A 19,769-nucleotide genomic window follows, 5' to 3' on the forward strand; every position below is an offset into this window, starting at 1 on the left:
CATTTGAATCTGAAAGGAGTTCCATGCCTCACGTGATCATCGTCGGTTGCGGTTTCGGCGGCCTTGCGGCGGCACGCGCACTGGCCGACGCCAAGGTCGACATCACCATCATCGACCGCAGCAATCATCACCTGTTCCAGCCGCTGCTGTACCAGGTCGCCACCGCCGGCTTGTCGGCGCCCGCCATCAGCGCGCCGATCCGCAGCATCCTCGCGGAGCAGCGCAATATCACCAGTCTCATGGCCGCCGTCGGCGACATCGATGTGACGCGCAAGACGGTCGCGCTGGAGGACGGCAGTGAAATCGCCTATGACTATCTGATCGTCGCGGCGGGTTCCACGCACAGCTATTTCGGCCGCGACGAATGGGCTACCCTGGCGCCCGGACTGAAGACGCTGGAAGACGCCTTCGATATCCGCCGCCGCATCCTGATGGCGTTCGAATACGCCGAACGCGAAGACGACCCCGTGCGCCGCGCCGAATGGCTGACCTTCACCGTGATCGGCGCCCGGCGCCACCGGCGTCGAGATGGCCGGCACCCTGATCGAAATCGCCCGCCATACCCTGAGCGGCGAATTCCGCCGCATTGATCCACGTCAGGCCAAGGTGGTGCTGCTGGAAGGCTCCGACCGCGTGCTGGCGGCGTATCCTCCGGACCTGTCGGAAAAGGCGCGCACGCAGCTGGTCAAGCTCGGCGTCGACGTGCGCACCGGTAGCCGCGTCACCGACATCGACGAAGAATGCGTGCGCTACACCGGCAAGGACGGCGAGCAGCGATTGGCGTCGCGCACCGTGATCTGGTCGGCCGGCGTGGCGGCATCGTCGCTGGGAAAGGCGCTCAACGTGCCGCTGGATCGCGCCGGCAGGGTGCCGGTGGGCGGCGAGCTGTCGATTCCCGGGCATCCGGAAGTATTTGTCATCGGCGATCTTGCCGCGGCGACTTCCGACGGTAAACCGGTGCCTGGCGTATCGCCGGCGGCGAAGCAGATGGGACGCGTCGCTGCGCGCAATGTACTGGCCCACATGGCAGGCAAGGCGCCGGAAAATTTCGTCTACAAGGATTATGGATCGCTGGCCACGATCGGTCGCAAGGCCGCCGTGGCGATGGTCGGCAAGCTGAAGTTTTCAGGCTATCCGGCATGGCTGTTCTGGTTGTTCGTCCACGTCTATTTCCTGATCGGTTTCCGCAATCGCCTGATGGTGATGACGGATTGGGCGTGGGCTTACCTGACCTTCAAGCGCAGCGCACGTGTGATTTCGAGTGCGATCAACACGCCGCGGGCCAAGCCGCGCGATGAAGCGCCGACGCAGTAATGCAGTAGAGCGATTCGCCTATTGAGAAGGCCGGCATATTGATGCCGGCCTTTTTCGTTTGCAGTTCGTCCCGCCGCGTCAGTCTTCCAACGCCAGCAGTGCAAAGCTGGCAAGCCAGTGGCCGCCGCTGTAATGGCTGCCGACGACATGGTCGACGCTGGCTTTGAGGTGACGTTCGATTGCGCCGGACAATGCCGGTTGCGCCGCATGAGCGGACGGCAGATGCCGCGCGATGTGTTTCATGCACCAGGCGCGGCTCAGGTTGAGGCCATCGAGGTGGGCGATCTTGGGATCGGTGCGATCGCTGACTTGCGCCGGCTGCATCAATCGTTCGATCTTGTCGATCTGCGGCAGGAAGGTATCGAACCATGCCGGGAATGCCCTTGCATCCAGTACCTTGCTCATCAGCAGCGCTTCCGTCAGTGCTGCAGAGATATATTCATCGCCGCCCGGTTCGTAATGCGCCGGATAGTCGGCGTCCTTGCCGTAGTAGCCCTGCGAAGCCTGGATGATGGCGCTTTCAAGCGCGCCATCTTTTGCTGCGCGCGCATAGTCAAGCGCCAATGCCAGTGCGAATGCGGTGTTGTAATGCGTGCCGACGCGAATCGGGTAAGTCAGCTTGCCCAGGTATTCAAGCAGGCGCTTGCGGATTTCCAGTGTCAGGGGTTGCATCGCAGCGTGCCAGGCGGCTGCGCGCGGATGCGAAGATGCAGCAAGCTCCTGCGCCAGTCCGAGGATCCAGCCGAAACCATAAGGACGCTCGAAGGAAGCACGGCCGCCGACCTGGAAGTAGGCGGTTTCCTGCGCCATCAATGCCGGCGTGAAGTGCTCGTCGAAGATCGCGGTAATCTTGTCTTGCGTCGGCAGCGCCGGATACAGCTTCGCGCAGCGCAACAGCAACCAATAGCCATGGACGGCCGAGTGCCAGTCGTAGCAGCCGTAGAACACCGGATGCATGGCGCGCGGCGACAACACGTCGTCGGCGCTGTGGAGCACGTGCATGATGTGATTGGGATATTCCTGGCGGAGGTAGGTCAGCGGCATCTCGGTGTATGCGGCGGCCAGTTCGATAGTGAGTTGCATGAGAATTTTCCGATTTTCAGATCAGCGTTGTTGCCCGTTGTTTCAGCCTGCTTGCGGCCGCAGAAGCAACGGCCGCAGCATGCATCAGTGGAACAATCAACGGAACACGATGAAATACATCAGCAGGATATTGGCTGCCAGCAGCGCGATGCCCGTAGGGATTTGCACCTTGATGACCTGGTACTTGTCCTTGAGCTCCAACAGCGCCGCCGGCACGATGTTGTAGTTGGCGGCCATCGGCGTCATCAGCGTGCCGCAATAACCGGCCAGCATGCCGATGGTGACCAGCGGCGCCGGATCGGCGTGCTGTCCGACGATGATGAAGGGCAAGGCGATACCGGCGGTCATGACGGGGAAGGCCGCGAAGGCGTTACCCATGATCATGGTGAAGAGCGCCATGCCGACGCAGTAGATCACGATCAGCATGAAGCGGTTTTCAGGATTGACGAACAGGCCGACAACCTGCTGCACCGATTTGCCGGTTTGCGCTGCGACGAAGACGCCGCCGAGCATCGCCAGCATCTGCGGCAACACCGCAGCCCAGCCGATGGCGTCGAGCAGCCGGCGCGATTCACGCACGGCATGCAGCGGCGTGCCGCCGGTCAGTTTCCAGCCCGCCAGGATGGCGCAGATGCAGCCGACGCACAATGCCGCCAGGGTCAGTTGCTTCTGGTCGAGGATATACACGCCGCCAATGGCCACGCCCTTGAGCAGGATGGTGCACAACACGGTCACCACCGGAATCAGGATGGCCGGAACGAAGATCCAGTTGCCGTACTGATTGGCCGACGCCTGGCGTTGCTCGGCGCTGCGCTGCTTGTAAGTGCCGAGCGACAGCAGGCCGAAACCGGCGATCAGTGAAATCAGGATGACTACGACGCCGATGATGCGGTACGCCAGCGGTTTGCCCAGCGAGGACACCAGCAAGTCGCTGAACAGGAACACCGCGCCGAACAGGAACCAGAACAGCGCGGTAGTCAGGCGTTTGGGATTGCCTTTGTCGCGCAATGTCATGCCGACCAGCAGCATGACGATGGCGCCGATGAGATAGTAGATTTCGTTGATCGTGATGAGGGTATTCATGCTGCCACCTCTTTTCCTTCGGATTTTTTCCAGGCGTTGACGTCGCGCTGAATCCCGGCATCGAGACGCACCAGACGGAACATGTGAATGGCCAATGCCGCGATGATCGCGGTCGGAATGGCCCACAAACCAAGATGCAGGGGTTCGACGTTGGTGATGCCGTTTTCCTTGAGGAAGGCGTCGATCAACAACACCGCGCCGAAGGCGAGGAAAATGTCTTCGCCGAAAAACACGGCGATATTGTCACAGGCTGCGGAGTGCGCGCGCAGTTTGTCGCGGATGTGTTGCGGCAAGTCGCCATGGCGAGCCGTCGCAGCGCCCTCGACCATGGGGGCTAGCAAGGGGCGCACGGTTTGCGCCTGGCCGCCGATATAGGTCAGGCCGAGCGCGCCAAACACCTGGCGCAGGACGAAGTACAGCATCAGAATGCGTGCGGACGTCGCGCTGGCCATGCTGGAAATCCAGTCTTGTGCGCGCTCCTTGAGACCATAGCTTTCCAGCAGACCGATGATCGGCAGGATCAGTACATACACGGCCAGCGAACGGCTGTTGATGAACTTCTCGCCGAAGGTTTCCAGCAGCATGCCGAAATCCATGCCGACGGCGAGGCCGGTGGCAAGGCCGGCGACGGTAACGACCAACAGCGGATTGAAGCGGAATGCAAAGCCTGCAACGACGATCGGAATCCCGATCAACGGTAGCAAAATCGAGCTATCCATGGACTATCTCCCAAGTAGGAATGGTTATTGTGAATTGACTGCTGACGACGAAAAATCAAAAAGAACGGGGACGACAAAATAAACTCAGGACGGCGCACGAACCCCGATGTGCTCGTTGCTCAGGCGCGTGCGGATCTGGCGCGCAAATTCCAATGCATGCGCGCCGTCGCCATGCAGGCAGACGGTCTGCGCGTTGACCTTGACGACGCTGCCGTCAATGGCGGTGACCTGCTTGTCCTTGACGAATGAAATCGTCTGCGCGATGGCTTGCGCTTCATCCTCGATCATGGCGCCGGGCAGCGTGCGGCTGACCAGGCTGCCATCGGCGTTATAGGCGCGATCGGCGAAGACTTCCTCGACTGCGGTCAGGCCCGCTTGTTTTGCCGCGCCGATCAGCTCGCTGCCTGCCAGGCCGAACAGCGCCAGTTCCGGGTTGAAGGTGCGTATCGCGGAGCAGATGGCGTGCGCCAGTACGGCGTCCTTGGCGGCCTGGTTGTAGAGGGCGCCGTGCGGCTTGACGTGCACCATGCAGCCGCCTTCGGCGCGCACGATGGCGTCGAGTGCACCCAATTGATACAGCATGCCGCTGATGATTTCTTCAGGCGGTAAATTCATGGCGCTGCGGCCGAAATTTTCACGGTCGGGAAAACTCGGATGCGCACCGATGGCGACATGGTTCCGGATTGCCCAGCGCACGCTCTGGCGCATGGTGTTGGCGTCGCCGGCATGCCAGCCGCAGGCGATATTGGCCGAGCTGACCAGCGTCAACAGCTGTTCGTCGTTATCGCAGCCTTCGCCGAGATCGGCATTGAGATCGATGTGCATGAGCAGTCCTTATTTCCGGTATTGCGTGGCGCGCGACCAGCCGAGGGCGGCGATGGTCTGTTCGACATGGGCGAGATAGCGCTGCTGTTCTTCCCATGCATGCAAGGCTTGTTCCAGATCGCAGAGTTGCAGTTGCAGCAAGCCGTTGAGCGGCGCCTGCGCCAGCTTCCACATGTCCGCCGCGATGACCACCCCGATCTTGGGATAACCGCCGGTGGTCTGCGCATCGCCCATCAGGATGATCGGCTGGCCGGAGGGCGGCACCTGGATCACGCCCGGCACCACGCCGTGCGACAGCAGGTCGCGGCTTTGCTTGCGCTTGAGTTCGGAGCCTTCCAGGCGGTAGCCCATGCGATTGCTGTTGGGCGTGATGCGCCACTTGTCCTGCCACAGCGTGTTGCGGGCGGCGACCGTGAATTGTTCGAATTCGGGGCCGGGCAGCACGCGCAGCGTGGTCAGTTTGCTACTGTCGTTGGCTTGTGCGCTGAGGCCGCTCCATTGCGGCGAACGTACCCCGAAGGCCGGTCCGGTCGCCTTGACGCCAGCGTCGCCCAGCGGCAGACGGTCGCCTTTGCGCAGGGCACGGCCTTGATGGCCGCCGAAGCCGGCTTTGAGGTCGGTGCTGCGTGAGCCGAGGATGATTGGCACATCAATGCCGCCTGCGATGGCGAGACAGGTGCGCATGCCTTGCGCACCGCCACGGCCGACGTGTGCCAGACGCAATGTCTGGCCGGCACGTACCGGCGTACTCCAGTAAGGCGCCAGGAATTTGTCGTCGAGCCTTGCGTCGAAATCGTCGCCGCCGAGCGCGATGCGCGTGTCGGTGGTGAAGCGCAGTTCGCAGGCGCCCATGGTGATTTCAAGGCCGGCTGCGCTGACGTCATTGCCGACCAGCAGGTTGGCGGTGCTGAGCGCCAGTGGATTGAGCGCACCGCCGGGATTGATGCCGAGCCGGCGATGGCCGGGGCGGCCGAGGTCCTGCACTGAAGTCAGCAGTCCGGGTTGGATAATGTCGATCATTTGACGATACGCTCCACGGTAAAGCGGACGCGGTCGCCCGGGCGCAGCAGGGTGGGCGGATTTTGCGTCGGATCGAACAGCGGCAGCGCAGTGCGGCCAAGCAGTTGCCAGCCGCCCGGCGAGGCCAGCGGATAGATGCCGGTCTGTTCGCCGCCGATGCCGACCGAGCCTGCGGGAATCGACAGGCGCGGCTCATCCTGGCGCGGTGTCGCGAGTTGCGGATCGAGGCCGCCCATGTAGGCGAAGCCGGGCATGAAGCCGATGAAGTAGACCACGTATTCGCCTTCGCTGTGACGGCGGATGACTTCCGCTGTCGAGAGGCCGGTATGGCGCGCAATGGCGTCGAGGTCAGGGCCGCCGGCGCCGCCGTACACGACCGGGATATCGATGTCGCGGCCGCTAAGCTGGCCGATGTCGAGATGTTTCCAGCTGCCGAGGATGCGCTTCGAGACGGCGTCCATGTCGGCGACGGGGCGGCGCAGGATCAGGGTCAGGTTGTTCATGCCGGGAACGACTTCGGCGACTTCGGGCCAGTCTGCGGCGGCGTCGGCCAGGCTCCAGATGCGCTGCTGATGCGACAGGGTTGCCGGTGGCGGCAGATTGCACAACAGTGCGCCGTCGCCGAGGAAGTGGAGTTGAGGTTGAATCATTGTCATCCGGATCTGGCTGGAAGGCTTGCGCCCGTTAATCCCGAGGGATCATACATTTCGGACAAGGTATAGACAATATATAGATAAATTATTTATTTAAGATTGCTATATAGTGTCGTAGTTGTACGAACATTTTCACGATAGAAAAAGCTTATGAGCGACAAATCCTTGCAAAACACGCCGGAACAGGCCGTGACACAAAAATCTCCGACCAAAATCGTCTCCTCCAATCATCTCGTTTCCGAGCGCAGCGCCGAGCTGTCGGAGCTGGAATATGCCCTGATCATGGCAGGCAATGCATTCAATCGTTGGATGATGCGTTGCATGATGGCCGCGGGCGCCAAGGATATGACGGCAATCGAGGTCTCTTTGTTGCATCACGTGAACCACCGTGAACGAAAAAAGAAACTCGCGGACATTTGCTTTGTCCTGAACATTGAGGATACGCACGTTGTGACATACGCGCTCAAGAAACTGGTCAAGGCGGGTTACGTGAAGAGCGAGAAGGCCGGGAAGGAACTGCTGTTCTCCACCACCGACGAAGGCCAGCAATTGTGCATGCGCTACAAGGAAGTGCGTGAGCGCTGCCTGATTGAAGTGCAGGTCGACAGCGGCATCCAGAACCAGGCCATCGGCGAGGCCGCGCAATTGTTGCGCAGCGCCTCCGGTTTGTACGATACGCGCGCGCGCGCGGCCGCATCGCTGTAAGCAACCGGTCGGCCATCGACCGCGCCTCCCTCTTGAGGCGCAGAGGAAAAGTCATGCGAGCAATTGAAATTACCGAATTCGGCGGACCCGACGTGCTGCAGTTGTGCGAACGGCCGCTGCCGCAGCTGAAAAGCGGCGAGATCCTGATCAAGGTCCATGCTGCCGGCGTCAATCGTCCGGACGTATTCCAGCGTCAGGGCAATTATCCGGTGCCACCGGGCGCCTCGGATCTGCCGGGGCTGGAAGTGGCCGGCGAAATCGTTGATGGCGACCTCGGCGGTAGCGCCTTCAAGAAGGGCGATCTCGTATGCGCGCTGGTGCAGGGCGGCGGTTACGCTGAATACTGTGCAGCGCCGCTGGCGCAGTGCCTGCCTGTGCCGCAAGGCCTGAATGCGCTGCAGGCTGCGGCGCTGCCCGAGAATTTCTTCACCGTCTGGAGCAACGTGTTCGAGCGGGCGCGTCTTGTGCCCGGCGAAACCCTGCTGGTGCAGGGCGGTTCGTCGGGCATCGGCGTGACTGCGATCCAGATTGCGGCGGCGCTGGGGCATCGCGTCTTTGCGACAGCCGGTTCGGACGACAAATGCCGCGCCTGCGAAGAGCTGGGCGCGGAGCTGGCCATCAATTACCGTACTGAAGATTTCGAAGAAGTTCTCAAGACCGCCACCGAAGGCCGCGGCGTCGACGTCATCCTCGATATGGTCGGCGGCGACTACCTGCCGCGCGAAATCAAGACCTTGGCCGATGATGGCCGGCTGGTCATCATCGCCTTGCTCGGCGGCGCCAAGGGGCAACTGGACATGAGTCAGATCCTGCGTCGTCGCCTGACGGTGACGGGGTCGACTTTGCGCCCGCGTCCGGTGGAGTTCAAGGCTTTCATCGCCCGGCAGTTGCAGGAGCGCGTCTGGCCGCTGCTGGCCAGCGGCAAGGTCAAGCCGGTGATTTACCAGACTTTCCCGCTGGCGCAGGCGGCGCAGGCGCATGCACTCATGGAATCGAGTGCGCATGTCGGCAAGATCATGCTGACGCTTGATTGAATAAAGTGAAGTAAGCTCCAGATACCGGGGGTTTGGTTTGACCGGGTTTGCCGCGGCGCGATAGAATGCGGGGTTATTCAGAATTCTCTCCCTTAATTCGTCCTTTGGCTCTCCCTTTTATGCGTCGTAAATTAGTTGCCGGTAACTGGAAAATGAATGGCGGCCTCGCCGCCAACGCCGCTCTGGTCGCCGATGTCAAAGCCGGTCTGGCTGCCGTCGGCGCCAATGCCGATGTTGCTGTTTGCGTACCGGCGCCTTACCTGGCGCAGGTGCAGGCCGCGGTTGCCGGCTCCGCACTGGCGTTGGGTTCGCAGGACGTTTCCGCGCATGCCAGCGGCGCCTATACCGGCGAAGTGTCGGCCGTCATGCTGGCTGAGTTCGGCTGTAAATACGCCATCGTCGGCCATTCCGAGCGTCGCGCCTATCACGGCGAAAACGACGCGGCGGTTGCTGCAAAGACAGCGGCGGCGCTGAAGGCCGGGCTGACGCCTATCGTCTGCGTCGGCGAAACATTGGCAGAGCGCGAAGCAGGGCGCACCAATGCCGTTGTCGGCGGTCAGCTCGATGTGGTGCTGGCGGCGCTGGATGCTTCCGACGTGCAAAAGATTGTGGTGGCGTACGAGCCGGTCTGGGCCATCGGCACAGGCAAGACGGCGACGCCCGACATGGCGCAGGATGTACACGCGATGTTGCGCGCGCGCCTGGCTGCAAAAAATGCTGACGCCGCCGTCAGGGTGCAAATCCTCTACGGTGGTAGCATGAAACCCGATAACGCCAAGGAACTGCTGGCCATGTCGGATATCGATGGTGGTCTGATTGGTGGCGCGGCTCTGAAAGCGGCGGATTTCCTGGCGATTGTCCAGGCTGCCCAGGGCAACTGACTGTTTGTTGTTTTAATTTAAGATGGCTATATGAATACTTTATTTACTGTTATTGTTGTGGTTCAGGTGCTCGCGGCGCTGACTATCATCGGTCTGGTTCTGCTGCAGCACGGCAAAGGGGCGGATATGGGCGCTGCGTTCGGTTCGGGCGCGTCGGGCAGCTTGTTCGGCGCCACGGGTTCTTCCAACTTCTTGTCGAAGTCGACCGGCATCGCCGCCGCGATCTTTTTTGCGGCCACTCTTGCGCTGGCATTCGTCGGCAATCATCATGTTTCGCAATCCGGCGGCGTCATGGATAATCTGCCTGCTCCGGCAGCTGCAATTCCGGCAACTCCCGCCGCATCGGGCGCTCCCGCAGCTGCTCCTGCGAATCCTGCAGATCAATCGAATCAGATTCCGAAATAGTCTTTTGCGCAGAGTGTAATAATGCGCAAAACTTAAAGCAGTTTGTGAAGTTTTAGTGTGATTGTGCATTGAACAAGAGCATCAAAACGGGTTACAATTGCAGTCTCAAGCCGACGTGGTGAAATTGGTAGACACGCTATCTTGAGGGGGTAGTGGCGAAAGCTGTACGAGTTCGAGTCTCGTCGTCGGCACCATGAAATACCGAGAAAAGCCAGCAAAGGACTAAGTCCCGAGCTGGCTTTTTGTCGAGGAAAAAGCTGTTTGATATTGAGAATCATTCCGCTAATTATCAACAAACCTACGCCAAATCGTGAACCTCGAAAATTACTTTCCAGTTCTGTTGTTTATCCTAGTTGGCATCGGTGTCGGTGTCGCTCCTCAGTTACTCGGTCGTTTGCTCGGGCCTCACCGTCCTGATGCGCAAAAGACCTCTCCTTACGAATGCGGCTTCGAAGCTTTTGAAGATGCCCGCATGAAGTTCGATGTGCGGTATTACCTCGTCGCCATCCTGTTCATTCTGTTCGATCTCGAAACTGCATTTTTCTTCCCGTGGGGCGTCTCCATGCGCGACCTGGGCTGGTCTGGCTACATCACGATGATGGTGTTCATCGCTGAATTTGTTGTCGGTTTTTGGTACATCTGGAAAAAGGGTGCCCTGGATTGGGAGTGAGCCATGTCAATTGAAGGCGTATTAAACGAAGGGTTTGTTACCACCTCGCTGGATAAGGTAATCAACTGGACCCGTACCGGCTCCATGTGGCCGATGACCTTTGGTCTGGCGTGCTGTGCGGTTGAAATGATGCACGTCGGCGCCTCGCGTTACGACCTGGATCGCTTCGGCATCATGTTTCGTCCGTCGCCGCGTCAGTCCGATGTCATGATCGTTGCCGGCACGCTGTGCAACAAGATGGCGCCGGCGCTGCGCAAGGTGTACGACCAGATGGCCGAGCCGCGCTGGGTGATCTCGATGGGATCCTGTGCCAACGGCGGCGGCTACTATCACTATTCGTATTCCGTCGTGCGCGGTTGCGACCGCATCGTGCCGGTCGACGTGTATGTTCCAGGCTGCCCGCCGACAGCCGAAGCGCTGCTGTATGGCGTGATCCAGCTGCAAAATAAGATCAAGCGCACCAATACCATTGCGCGCTAAGAGAGTGGAAGGGTCAGTATGACGACAAAATTGGAAACTCTCGAAGCTGCCTTGCGCAATGCGCTTGGAGGGTATCTTCAGAATTTGACAGTGTCTTTGGGCGAGATCACGGTAGTGGTCAAGTCCGCCGATTATCTCTCGGCGATGCGCGTTCTGCGCGATCACGCCGATACCCGTTTCGAAGAATTGATGGACCTGTGCGGCGTCGACTACTCGACGTACGGCGACGGCGTCTGGGATGGTCCGCGTTTCGCGGTGGTTTCGCATCTGCTGTCGCTGACGCATAACTGGCGCGTTCGCGTGCGCGTTTTTGCTCCCGATGACGAGCTGCCGCTGGTGGCTTCGGTCATGAACATCTGGTCCGCCGCCAACTGGTACGAGCGCGAGACTTTCGACTTCTACGGCATCCTGTTCGACGGCCATGACGACTTGCGCCGCATCCTCACCGACTACGGCTTCATCGGTCACCCGTTCCGCAAGGACTTCCCGGTGTCCGGCTATGTCGAAATGCGTTACGACGCCGAACAGAAACGTGTGATTTATCAACCCGTAACGATTGAGCCGCGTGAAATCACGCCGCGTGTCATTCGTGAAGAAAACTACGGGATTAAATAATGGCTGAAATCAAGAATTACACGCTGAACTTTGGTCCACAGCATCCGGCCGCGCACGGTGTGCTGCGCCTGGTGCTGGAGTTGGACGGCGAAGTCATTCAGCGCGCCGACCCGCATATCGGCCTGCTGCATCGCGGCACCGAAAAGCTGGCCGAGCAAAAAACCTATCTGCAGTCGGTTCCGTACATGGATCGCCTCGATTACGTGTCGATGATGTGCAACGAGCACGCCTACGTCATGGCCATCGAGAAGCTGCTCGGCATCGAAGTGCCGCTGCGCGCCCAGTACATCCGCGTCATGTTCGACGAGATCACCCGTCTGCTGAACCACCTGATGTGGATCGGCGCGCACGGTCTGGACGTCGGCGCCATGGGCGTGCTGCTGTATGCGTTCCGCGAGCGCGAAGACCTGATGGATTGCTACGAAGCCGTTTCCGGCGCGCGCATGCATGCTGCCTATTATCGTCCGGGCGGCGTCTATCGCGACCTGCCGGAAACAATGCCGCAGTACAAGGCATCGATCATCCGCAACGACAAGGCCATCAAGCAACTCAATGAAAACCGCCAGGGCTCGATGCTGGACTTCATTGAAGACTTCACCAACCGTTTCCCAAAATACGTCGACGAGTACGAAACACTGCTGACCGACAACCGCATCTGGAAACAGCGTCTGGTCGGCGTCGGCGTGGTCTCGCCGGAACGTGCGATGGCAATGGGCTTTTCCGGTCCGATGCTGCGCGGTTCGGGCATCGAATGGGATCTGCGCAAGAAGCAACCGTACGAAGTCTACGACCTGCTCGATTTCGACATCCCGGTCGGCAAGAACGGCGACTGCTACGACCGCTACCTGGTGCGCGTGGAAGAAATGCGCCAGTCGAACCGCATCATCAGGCAATGCGTCGAGTGGCTGCGCAACAACCCAGGTCCGGTCATCATCGACAATCACAAGATTGCACCGCCGCCACGCGTGGACATGAAGTCCAACATGGAAGACCTGATTCACCACTTCAAACTGTTCACCGAAGGCTTCCACGTGCCGCCGGGCGAAACATATGCAGCGGTTGAACATCCGAAGGGCGAGTTCGGCATCTACCTTGTGTCGGACGGCGCCAACAAGCCTTACCGCATGAAGATCCGCGCGCCGGGCTATGCGCATTTGCAGAGTCTCAATGAGATGGCCAAGGGCCACATGATTGCCGATGCCGTAACCATCATCGGTACGCAAGACATTGTGTTTGGTGAAATCGACCGGTAACCCGGTCACTGGATGTTTTTGAAAACCCATTAGGTTCTGGGGAATATCCGATAAACCCGCGCGGGTTCTCAAAGAACCATGCGCACGGATGGCCAACGATATGCTGTTAAGTCAAGACGCTCTAAAGAAAATCGATCGCGAACTCGCGAAATACCCGGCGGATCAACGCCAGTCGGCAGTCATGTCCGCGCTGCGCATTGCGCAGGTCGAACACGGCTGGCTGCCTGCCGAGCTGCAACAGGAAATTGCCGACTACATCGGCATGCCTGCGGTGGCCGTGCAGGAAGTCGCCACGTTCTACAACATGTTCAATACCAGCCAGCAGGGCAAGCACAAGATCACCGTCTGTACGAATCTGCCATGCCTGCTGTCGGGCGGCGACCGTGCGGCGCATCACCTGAAGCACACGCTCGGTGTCGGCTACAAGGAAACCACCGCTGACGGTCAGTTCACGATCGTCGAAGGCGAATGCATGGGCGCTTGCGGCGACGCACCTGTCATGCTGGTCAATAACCACCGCATGTGCAGCTGGATGTCGAACGACAAGATCGACGCGCTGCTGGAGGAACTGAAGAAATGACTTGTCTGCACGATCGTCATATCAAGCCGCTGATTCTGGCGGATCTGGATGGCCAGAACTGGCACCTGGCGGATTACGTCAAGCGTGGCGGCTATGAGTCGCTCAAGCGCATCCTGACTGAAAACATCACTCCTGAACAAGTCATCGCAGAACTCAAGTCCTCGGGCTTGCGCGGTCGCGGCGGCGCGGGTTTCCCGACCGGTCTGAAGTGGAGCTTCATGCCGCGCCAGTTCCCAGGGCAAAAGTACCTGGTCTGCAACAGCGACGAAGGCGAACCGGGCACATTCAAGGATCGCGACATCATTCGCTACAACCCGCACTCGCTGATCGAAGGCATGATCATCGGCGGCTACGCAATGGGCATCACGGTCGGCTACAACTACATCCACGGCGAAATCTTCGACGCGTATCTGCGTTTTGAAGAAGCGCTGGAAGAAGCACGCGCTGCGGGCTTCCTGGGCGACAACATTCTCGGTACCGGTTTCAACTTCCAGTTGCATGGCCACCATGGTTATGGCGCCTATATCTGCGGCGAAGAAACTGCGCTGCTGGAGTCGCTCGAAGGCAAGAAGGGCCAGCCGCGCTTCAAGCCGCCGTTCCCGGCCAGCTTCGGCCTGTACGGCAAGCCGACCACGATCAACAACACCGAAACTTTCGCTGCTGTTCCGTTCATCTTCAAGATCGGCGCACAAGCGTACGCCGACATCGGCAAGCCGAACAACGGCGGCACCAAGATCTTCTCGATCTCGGGCGACGTCGAACGTCCGGGCAACTACGAAATCCCTCTCGGCACGCCGTTCTCGACTTTGCTGGAACTGGCCGGCGGCATGCGCGGCGGCAAGAAGCTCAAGGCGGTCATCCCAGGCGGCTCGTCCGCTCCGGTGATTCGCGGCGACGTCATGATGGAAACCACCATGGATTACGACGCCATTGCCAAGGCCGGCTCGATGCTGGGTTCGGGCGCGGTCATCGTGATGGACGAAACACGCTGCATGGTCAAGTCTCTGTTGCGCCTGGCATATTTCTACTACGAAGAATCCTGCGGTCAATGTACGCCGTGCCGCGAAGGCACCGGTTGGATGTACCGCATGGTGGAGCGTATCGAAAACGGCCACGGCAAGCTGGAAGACCTCGATGTGCTCAATTCGGTTGCCGACAACATCCAGGGCCGCACCATCTGCGCGCTGGGCGATGCGGCGGCAATGCCGGTGCGTGCTTTCATCAAGAACTTCCGCGAAGAATTTGAGTACCACATCGAGCACAAGCATTGCTCGGTGCCAGCTTATATTTAACGCATAGCGTAACGAATAGCGTTAGGCAGCACGGCAAGACATGCAATCGGCGACAAGGCCGAGCGCATGTCTTCAAGGTCAAAAGAATACTTAGCTTGGGCAAAAAGCCATGGTTGAAATCGAAATAGACGGCAAAAAAGTTGAAGTGCAAGAAGGCAGCATGGTTATGGATGCTGCCAACAAGGTCGGCACTTACATTCCTCATTTTTGCTATCACAAAAAATTATCCATTGCGGCCAACTGCCGCATGTGTCTGGTCGACGTTGAAAAAGCGCCGAAGCCTCTGCCTGCCTGTGCGACTCCGGTCACGGCCGGCATGATCGTGCGCACCGCCAGCGACAAGGCGGTCAAGGCGCAAAAAGGCGTCATGGAATTCCTGCTGATCAATCATCCGCTGGATTGCCCGATCTGCGATCAGGGCGGCGAATGTCAGCTGCAGGATCTGGCCGTCGGTTACGGTAGCTCTTCTTCGCGCTACGAAGAAGAAAAGCGTGTCGTGCCGCCGAAGGATGTCGGCCCGCTGATCTCCATGAAGGAAATGAATCGTTGCATCCACTGCACACGTTGCGTGCGTTTCGGCCAGGAAGTCGCCGGCGTCATGGAACTGGGCATGCTGGGTCGCGGCGAGCACTCCGAAATCACCACATTCGTCGGCAATACCGTCAACTCGGAACTGTCCGGCAACATGATCGATCTGTGCCCGGTCGGCGCGTTGACATCGAAGCCGTTCCGCTATGCCGCGCGTACCTGGGAATTGTCGCGCCGCAAATCGGTCAGCCCGCACGACAGCCTCGGCGCCAACCTGATCGTTCAGGTCAAGGGCGGCAAGGTCATGCGCGTGCTGCCGCTGGAAAACGAAGACATCAACGAATGCTGGATTTCCGACAAGGACCGTTTCGCCTACGAAGCACTGGACAGCGAAGAGCGTCTGACCAAGCCGATGCTGAAGCAGGACGGCAAGTGGCAGGAAGTCGAATGGCAAGTTGCGCTGGAATACGTCGCACACGGCCTGCGCAACATCCGTCACGAACACGGCGCCAGCGCCATCGCTGCATTGGGTACACCGTACTCCACGCTGGAAGAACTGACATTGCTGCAAAAAGTCGTGCGCGGCCTGGGTTCGGAAAACATCGATTTCCGCCTGCGTCAATCCGACTTCGCGCTGGACCACCAGGTCAATCCATGGCTGGGCATGTCCATCGTTGAGTTCTCCGAACTGAACCGCGCCCTGATCATCGGCTCGTTCCTGCGCAAGGATCATCCGCTGCTGACCGCGCGTCTGCGCCAAGCAGTCAAGAGCGGCGCCAAGATCAGCATCCTGCACGCTGCCGACGACGACCTGCTGATGCCGGTCGCCAACAAAATCATCGCAGCACCGTCCGCATGGCTGGCGGCACTGAGCGGCATCGTTGCCGCCGTGGCGCAAGCCAAGGGTGTCGCAGCACCGGCCGGTTTCGAAAACATCGAAATCTCGCCGGAAGCCAAGCAGACCGCAGCCAGCCTGCTGTCGGGCGCATCCAAGGCGGTCTTGCTGGGCAACGCCGCTGCGCAACATCCGCAGGCATCGCAACTGCACGCCGCCGCACAATGGATCGCCGAACAGACCGGCGCCAAGTTGGGTTACCTGACTGAAGGCGGCAACGCCGTCGGCGGTTACCTCGCCAACGCGATTCCCGGCAAGGACGGCGCCAACGCGCTGCAAGCTTTCGCACAACCGCGCAAGGCTTACCTGCTGCTGAACGCCGAACCGGAACTCGACAGCCACGACTCGCAGGCTGCCACCGCGGCGCTGAAACAAGCTGAAATGGTCGTCGTGATGTCGGCATTCAAACACGGCGCCGATTACGCCGACGTGTTGCTGCCGATCGCGCCATTCACTGAAACAGCCGGTACCTTCGTCAATGCCGAAGGCCGCGCACAAAGCTTCAACGGCACCGTCAAGCCGCTGGGCGACGCTCGTCCGGCATGGAAGGTGTTGCGCGTCCTGGGCAATCTGCTCGGTCTGCCAAATTTCGACTACGAAACCTCGGAATCGATTCGCACCGAAATCATCGGCGCTGAAACCGATCTGTCCGCTCGCCTGAACAACATCGCCAAGCTGGCGCCGCAAGTCGGTAACATTTCCGCCAACGGCGCGCTGGAACGCCTGGCCGACGTGCCTATCCATTTTGCCGATGCCATCGCACGCCGTTCGCCGGCGCTGCTGCAAACGCAAGACGGCCAGGCGCCGAAGGCATGGCTGTCGGCAGCCTTGTCGCAGAAACTCGGCATCGCCGCAGGCGATCGCGTAAGCGTCAAGCAAGGGCAGGGCAGCGCGTTGCTGACTGCAGGCATCGACAAGAACTTGCCGGAAAATGTCGTACGTGTGGCAGCCGCCCATGCAAGCACCGCTGATCTGGGCAGCATGTTCGGCGCAATCGTTGTGGAGAAAGCGTAATGGATCAACTGATTGCCAACATCAACGCAGTCGGCCCCACGTATCTGGGTACGGCGTGGCCGTATGTCTGGACCTTTGTCTGGAGCCTGCTGAAGATTCTGGTCGTGATGGTGCCGTTGCTGGGCTGCGTCGCTTACCTGACGCTGTGGGAACGCAAGCTGATCGGCTGGATGCACGTTCGTCTCGGCCCTAATCGTGTCGGTCCGCTGGGTCTGCTGCAACCGATCGCCGATGCGCTGAAACTGATTTTCAAGGAAGTGACCACGCCGGCGCGCGCCAGCAAGGTGCTGTTCTTCATCGCACCGATCATGACCATCATGCCGGCGCTGGCCGCCTGGGCGGTGATCCCGTTCGGACCTGAAGCGGTCATTGCCAACGTCAATGCCGGCCTGCTGTTCGTCATGGCGATTACCTCGATGGAAGTCTACGGCGTGATCATCGCCGGTTGGGCGTCCAACTCGAAGTATGCATTCCTTGGCGCCATGCGCGCTTCGGCGCAGATGGTGTCGTACGAAATCTCGATGGGCTTTTGCCTGGTCATCGTGCTGATGGTGTCCGGCAGCCTGAACCTGATCGACATCGTCACCAGCCAGGGCAAGGGTTACTTCGCCGACCACGGCGTCGGTTTCCTGTCGTGGAACTGGCTGTCGCTGCTGCCGATTTTCGTGATCTACATCGTCTCGGGCATCGCTGAAACCAACCGCCATCCGTTCGACGTGGTCGAAGGCGAATCCGAAATCGTGGCCGGTCACATGATCGAATACTCGGGCATGTCCTTCGCGATGTTCTTCCTGGCCGAATACGCCAACATGTGGCTGATTTCGATCCTGACCGCGCTGCTGTTCCTGGGCGGCTGGGCATCGCCGCTGAGCGTGCTGGACTTCATTCCGGGCTGGATCTGGCTGGGCATCAAGACCTTCTTCGTTGTGTCGCTGTTTATCTGGGTGCGCGCATCGTTCCCGCGTTACCGCTATGACCAGATCATGCGTCTGGGCTGGAAAGTGTTCATTCCTCTGACATTGGTGTATCTGGTGATCGTTGCGACCTGGATGCAGACCTCGTGGAATATTTGGAAGTAATGTAAAGGCTGAGGTGAGAAGCATGGAAGCTATTAAGGATTTTTTCGGCAGCCTGATGTTGCGGGAGCTGTTCAAGGGCCTGGCCCTGACCGGCCGTTACCTGTTCGCGCGCAAGATCACGATTCAGTTCCCGGAAGAGAAAACGCCGCAGTCGCCGCGTTTCCGCGGCCTGCACGCCTTGCGTCGCTATCCGAACGGTGAAGAGCGTTGCATCGCCTGCAAGCTGTGCGAAGCGGTTTGCCCGGCGATGGCAATCACGATCGAATCGGAACAGCGTGACGACGGCTCGCGCCGCACCACGCGTTACGACATCGATCTGACCAAGTGCATTTTCTGCGGCTTCTGCGAAGAGTCGTGCCCGGTTGACTCGATCGTTGAAACGCACATCTTGGAATACCACGGTGAAAAGCGCGGCGATCTGTACTACACCAAGGAAATGCTGCTGGCCGTTGGTGATCGTTACGAAAATGAAATTGCCGCTGCACGTACCGCAGACGCTGCATATCGTTGATTGAGTTCGGGACGGCATGACGGTTCGCCGTTTGTCGCTTACCGCTGAGATGATCGGATCTGAAGCTTGTTGGGTAGCCCGATCGATGGATCGGGCGATCGAATGATCTGATGCTGGTTTAGCCAACTTTTTGGTTGATTATGGAATTTAAAACTGTCTTGTTCTATGCGTTTTCGGTGGTCCTCGTGCTCGCCGCATTACGCGTCATTACGGCCCGCAACCCGGTGCATGCGGCCCTGTTCCTCGTGCTGGCCTTCTTTTCGGCGGCCGGCATCTGGATGTTGCTGAAGGCGGAATTCCTCGCCATCGTGCTGGTGCTTGTCTATGTCGGGGCGGTGATGGTGCTGTTCCTGTTCGTGGTGATGATGCTGGACATCAATCTCGACAAGATGCGAGAGGGCTTCTGGGGATACTTCCCGCTTGCCGCGACCATCGGCGTGATCATCGTGCTGGAGATGGCTGCGGTCCTGTTGCGCAGCTTCTGGGCGCCGGAAGCGCAAGTGCCTGCAGCATCGAACACCATCGGCACCACCAAGGCGCTGGGCATGCTGATCTACACCGAATACGTCTACGCCTTTGAAGTTGCTGCCGTGATCCTGCTGGTCGCCATCGTGGCCGCCGTGGCACTGACGCTGCGTCGCCGCAAGGACAGCAAGTACTTCTCGCCGGCCGAAGCGGTCAAGGTCAAGAGCACCGATCGCGTTCGCCTGGTCAAGATGAAGTCCGAATCCACCCGTAATAACGGCAACACCGGCGACGATGCTCAGGCATCGGGCGCGGAAAAACAATCATAAGGGGCGCGCAATCATGACTCTTTCGCTCTCGCATTACCTGATTCTCGGCGCGATCCTGTTCGCGATCTCGATCGTGGGCATTTTCCTCAACCGCAAGAACGTCATCGTGTTGCTCATGGCAATCGAACTGATGCTGCTGGCGGTGAACATGAACTTCATTGCCTTCTCGCATTATCTCGGCGATGCGGCAGGACAGATCTTCGTGTTCTTCATCCTGACAGTCGCCGCTGCGGAGTCCGCAATCGGCCTGGCCATTCTGGTGGTGCTGTTCCGCAACCTGGACACCATCAACGTGGAAGACCTGGACACGCTCAAGGGATAAACACGTTTGAGCTG

At 59.5% G+C, this 19,769-nt stretch carries 21 protein-coding genes, 1 tRNA gene and 1 pseudogene; 17 read left to right on the forward strand and 6 right to left on the reverse strand.

The window, feature by feature from the left end; all coding sequences use genetic code 11:
- Positions 1 to 23 precede the first annotated feature (23 nt).
- Positions 24 to 1,314 (forward strand): annotated as a pseudogene (locus HLUSI_RS26535) (NAD(P)/FAD-dependent oxidoreductase).
- A 78-nt stretch (positions 1,315 to 1,392) separates the two neighbouring features.
- On the opposite strand, the gene HLUSI_RS0101935 reads toward HLUSI_RS26535, so the two are convergent.
- The 6 genes from HLUSI_RS0101935 to pxpB all read right to left on the reverse strand — a co-directional run bounded on the left by HLUSI_RS0101935 (position 1,393) and on the right by pxpB (position 6,694).
- Positions 1,393 to 2,397, reverse strand: a complete 1,005-nt coding sequence (locus HLUSI_RS0101935; RefSeq protein ID WP_016832360.1) for a DUF2891 domain-containing protein — start codon at positions 2,395 to 2,397, stop codon at positions 1,393 to 1,395.
- 96 nt (positions 2,398 to 2,493) lie between these two features.
- Complete coding sequence (locus HLUSI_RS0101940) at positions 2,494 to 3,480, reverse strand: DUF979 domain-containing protein (RefSeq protein ID WP_016832361.1); 987 nt, start codon at positions 3,478 to 3,480, stop codon at positions 2,494 to 2,496.
- The gene (locus tag HLUSI_RS0101945; RefSeq protein WP_029363009.1) at positions 3,477 to 4,199 is read right to left on the reverse strand and encodes a DUF969 domain-containing protein; all 723 of its coding nucleotides are present in this window, start codon (positions 4,197 to 4,199) and stop codon (positions 3,477 to 3,479) included. Before HLUSI_RS0101945 ends, HLUSI_RS0101940 begins: the two co-directional genes overlap by 4 nt.
- An 84-nt stretch (positions 4,200 to 4,283) precedes the next feature.
- Complete coding sequence (gene pxpA, locus HLUSI_RS0101950) at positions 4,284 to 5,024, reverse strand: 5-oxoprolinase subunit PxpA (RefSeq protein WP_016832363.1); 741 nt, start codon at positions 5,022 to 5,024, stop codon at positions 4,284 to 4,286.
- Positions 5,025 to 5,033: 9 nt separating this feature from the next.
- Positions 5,034 to 6,044, reverse strand: a complete 1,011-nt coding sequence (locus HLUSI_RS0101955) for a 5-oxoprolinase subunit C family protein (protein ID WP_016832364.1) — start codon at positions 6,042 to 6,044, stop codon at positions 5,034 to 5,036.
- Entirely contained in the window at positions 6,041 to 6,694 is a 654-nt protein-coding gene (gene pxpB, locus HLUSI_RS0101960) for a 5-oxoprolinase subunit PxpB (RefSeq protein WP_016832365.1), read from the reverse strand. Before pxpB ends, HLUSI_RS0101955 begins: the two co-directional genes overlap by 4 nt.
- 153 nt (positions 6,695 to 6,847) lie before the next feature.
- Here pxpB and HLUSI_RS0101965 point away from each other — a divergent pair, with 153 nt between their 5' ends.
- The 16 genes from HLUSI_RS0101965 to nuoK all read left to right on the forward strand — a co-directional run bounded on the left by HLUSI_RS0101965 (position 6,848) and on the right by nuoK (position 19,755).
- On the forward strand, positions 6,848 to 7,402 hold the full coding sequence (locus tag HLUSI_RS0101965; protein WP_016832366.1) for a winged helix DNA-binding protein: 555 nt from the start codon (positions 6,848 to 6,850) through the stop codon (positions 7,400 to 7,402).
- A gap of 53 nt (positions 7,403 to 7,455) precedes the next feature.
- Positions 7,456 to 8,436 carry an NAD(P)H-quinone oxidoreductase gene (locus HLUSI_RS0101970; protein ID WP_016832367.1) on the forward strand — a complete coding sequence of 327 codons (981 nt, stop codon included), beginning with the start codon at positions 7,456 to 7,458 and terminating at the stop codon, positions 8,434 to 8,436.
- A 119-nt stretch (positions 8,437 to 8,555) separates the two neighbouring features.
- The gene (gene tpiA, locus HLUSI_RS0101975) at positions 8,556 to 9,317 is read left to right on the forward strand and encodes a triose-phosphate isomerase (protein ID WP_029363011.1); all 762 of its coding nucleotides are present in this window, start codon (positions 8,556 to 8,558) and stop codon (positions 9,315 to 9,317) included.
- A gap of 30 nt (positions 9,318 to 9,347) precedes the next feature.
- Positions 9,348 to 9,722, forward strand: coding sequence for a preprotein translocase subunit SecG (gene secG / locus HLUSI_RS0101980; protein ID WP_029363012.1), 375 nt, complete (start codon positions 9,348 to 9,350; stop codon positions 9,720 to 9,722).
- Positions 9,723 to 9,831: 109 nt separating this feature from the next.
- Positions 9,832 to 9,916 (forward strand) — tRNA-Leu (locus tag HLUSI_RS0101985).
- A 116-nt stretch (positions 9,917 to 10,032) separates the two neighbouring features.
- Positions 10,033 to 10,392, forward strand: coding sequence for an NADH-quinone oxidoreductase subunit A (locus tag HLUSI_RS0101990; RefSeq protein WP_029363013.1), 360 nt, complete (start codon positions 10,033 to 10,035; stop codon positions 10,390 to 10,392).
- Positions 10,393 to 10,395: 3 nt separating this feature from the next.
- A complete protein-coding gene (locus HLUSI_RS0101995; protein WP_029363014.1) occupies positions 10,396 to 10,872 on the forward strand; it encodes a NuoB/complex I 20 kDa subunit family protein in 477 nt (158 codons plus the stop codon).
- Positions 10,873 to 10,890: 18 nt separating this feature from the next.
- Entirely contained in the window at positions 10,891 to 11,487 is a 597-nt protein-coding gene (locus tag HLUSI_RS0102000; protein ID WP_029363015.1) for an NADH-quinone oxidoreductase subunit C, read from the forward strand.
- Entirely contained in the window at positions 11,487 to 12,740 is a 1,254-nt protein-coding gene (locus tag HLUSI_RS0102005) for an NADH-quinone oxidoreductase subunit D (RefSeq protein ID WP_016832373.1), read from the forward strand. The genes HLUSI_RS0102000 and HLUSI_RS0102005 overlap by 1 nt, the downstream gene beginning before the upstream one ends.
- Positions 12,741 to 12,828: 88 nt before the next feature.
- Positions 12,829 to 13,320 (forward strand): NADH-quinone oxidoreductase subunit NuoE, encoded by a 492-nt coding sequence (gene nuoE, locus HLUSI_RS0102010; RefSeq protein ID WP_016832374.1) that lies wholly within the window; start codon positions 12,829 to 12,831, stop codon positions 13,318 to 13,320.
- Complete coding sequence (nuoF, locus tag HLUSI_RS0102015; RefSeq protein ID WP_016832375.1) at positions 13,317 to 14,612, forward strand: NADH-quinone oxidoreductase subunit NuoF; 1,296 nt, start codon at positions 13,317 to 13,319, stop codon at positions 14,610 to 14,612. The genes nuoE and nuoF overlap by 4 nt, the downstream gene beginning before the upstream one ends.
- Before the next feature lie 109 nt (positions 14,613 to 14,721).
- On the forward strand, positions 14,722 to 17,049 hold the full coding sequence (gene nuoG / locus HLUSI_RS0102020; RefSeq protein WP_016832376.1) for an NADH-quinone oxidoreductase subunit NuoG: 2,328 nt from the start codon (positions 14,722 to 14,724) through the stop codon (positions 17,047 to 17,049).
- Positions 17,049 to 18,128: an NADH-quinone oxidoreductase subunit NuoH gene (gene nuoH / locus HLUSI_RS0102025; protein ID WP_016832377.1), complete on the forward strand. Its 1,080-nt coding sequence runs from the start codon at positions 17,049 to 17,051 to the stop codon at positions 18,126 to 18,128. Before nuoG ends, nuoH begins: the two co-directional genes overlap by 1 nt.
- A gap of 22 nt (positions 18,129 to 18,150) precedes the next feature.
- The gene (gene nuoI / locus HLUSI_RS0102030) at positions 18,151 to 18,639 is read left to right on the forward strand and encodes an NADH-quinone oxidoreductase subunit NuoI (protein ID WP_016832378.1); all 489 of its coding nucleotides are present in this window, start codon (positions 18,151 to 18,153) and stop codon (positions 18,637 to 18,639) included.
- A 140-nt stretch (positions 18,640 to 18,779) separates the two neighbouring features.
- Positions 18,780 to 19,433, forward strand: a complete 654-nt coding sequence (locus HLUSI_RS0102035) for an NADH-quinone oxidoreductase subunit J (protein WP_029363016.1) — start codon at positions 18,780 to 18,782, stop codon at positions 19,431 to 19,433.
- 13 nt (positions 19,434 to 19,446) lie between these two features.
- A complete protein-coding gene (nuoK, locus tag HLUSI_RS0102040) occupies positions 19,447 to 19,755 on the forward strand; it encodes an NADH-quinone oxidoreductase subunit NuoK (protein WP_016832380.1) in 309 nt (102 codons plus the stop codon).
- Positions 19,756 to 19,769 lie beyond the last annotated feature (14 nt).

The sequence above is a fragment of the Herbaspirillum lusitanum P6-12 genome (assembly GCF_000256565.1).
Classification (GTDB): domain Bacteria; phylum Pseudomonadota; class Gammaproteobacteria; order Burkholderiales; family Burkholderiaceae_D; genus Herbaspirillum; species Herbaspirillum lusitanum.

Coding starts and splice junctions, on each gene's coding strand:
- HLUSI_RS0101935 (WP_016832360.1), bottom strand. CDS start 2,397: ATGCAACTCACTATCGAACTGGCCGCCGCATACACCGAGATGCCGCTG.
- HLUSI_RS0101940 (WP_016832361.1), bottom strand. CDS start 3,480: ATGAATACCCTCATCACGATCAACGAAATCTACTATCTCATCGGCGCC.
- HLUSI_RS0101945 (WP_029363009.1), bottom strand. CDS start 4,199: ATGGATAGCTCGATTTTGCTACCGTTGATCGGGATTCCGATCGTCGTT.
- pxpA (WP_016832363.1), bottom strand. CDS start 5,024: ATGCACATCGATCTCAATGCCGATCTCGGCGAAGGCTGCGATAACGAC.
- HLUSI_RS0101955 (WP_016832364.1), bottom strand. CDS start 6,044: ATGATCGACATTATCCAACCCGGACTGCTGACTTCAGTGCAGGACCTC.
- pxpB (WP_016832365.1), bottom strand. CDS start 6,694: ATGATTCAACCTCAACTCCACTTCCTCGGCGACGGCGCACTGTTGTGC.
- HLUSI_RS0101965 (WP_016832366.1), top strand. CDS start 6,848: ATGAGCGACAAATCCTTGCAAAACACGCCGGAACAGGCCGTGACACAA.
- HLUSI_RS0101970 (WP_016832367.1), top strand. CDS start 7,456: ATGCGAGCAATTGAAATTACCGAATTCGGCGGACCCGACGTGCTGCAG.
- tpiA (WP_029363011.1), top strand. CDS start 8,556: ATGCGTCGTAAATTAGTTGCCGGTAACTGGAAAATGAATGGCGGCCTC.
- secG (WP_029363012.1), top strand. CDS start 9,348: ATGAATACTTTATTTACTGTTATTGTTGTGGTTCAGGTGCTCGCGGCG.
- HLUSI_RS0101995 (WP_029363014.1), top strand. CDS start 10,396: ATGTCAATTGAAGGCGTATTAAACGAAGGGTTTGTTACCACCTCGCTG.
- HLUSI_RS0102000 (WP_029363015.1), top strand. CDS start 10,891: ATGACGACAAAATTGGAAACTCTCGAAGCTGCCTTGCGCAATGCGCTT.
- HLUSI_RS0102005 (WP_016832373.1), top strand. CDS start 11,487: ATGGCTGAAATCAAGAATTACACGCTGAACTTTGGTCCACAGCATCCG.
- nuoE (WP_016832374.1), top strand. CDS start 12,829: ATGGCCAACGATATGCTGTTAAGTCAAGACGCTCTAAAGAAAATCGAT.
- nuoF (WP_016832375.1), top strand. CDS start 13,317: ATGACTTGTCTGCACGATCGTCATATCAAGCCGCTGATTCTGGCGGAT.
- nuoG (WP_016832376.1), top strand. CDS start 14,722: ATGGTTGAAATCGAAATAGACGGCAAAAAAGTTGAAGTGCAAGAAGGC.
- nuoH (WP_016832377.1), top strand. CDS start 17,049: ATGGATCAACTGATTGCCAACATCAACGCAGTCGGCCCCACGTATCTG.
- nuoI (WP_016832378.1), top strand. CDS start 18,151: ATGGAAGCTATTAAGGATTTTTTCGGCAGCCTGATGTTGCGGGAGCTG.
- HLUSI_RS0102035 (WP_029363016.1), top strand. CDS start 18,780: ATGGAATTTAAAACTGTCTTGTTCTATGCGTTTTCGGTGGTCCTCGTG.
- nuoK (WP_016832380.1), top strand. CDS start 19,447: ATGACTCTTTCGCTCTCGCATTACCTGATTCTCGGCGCGATCCTGTTC.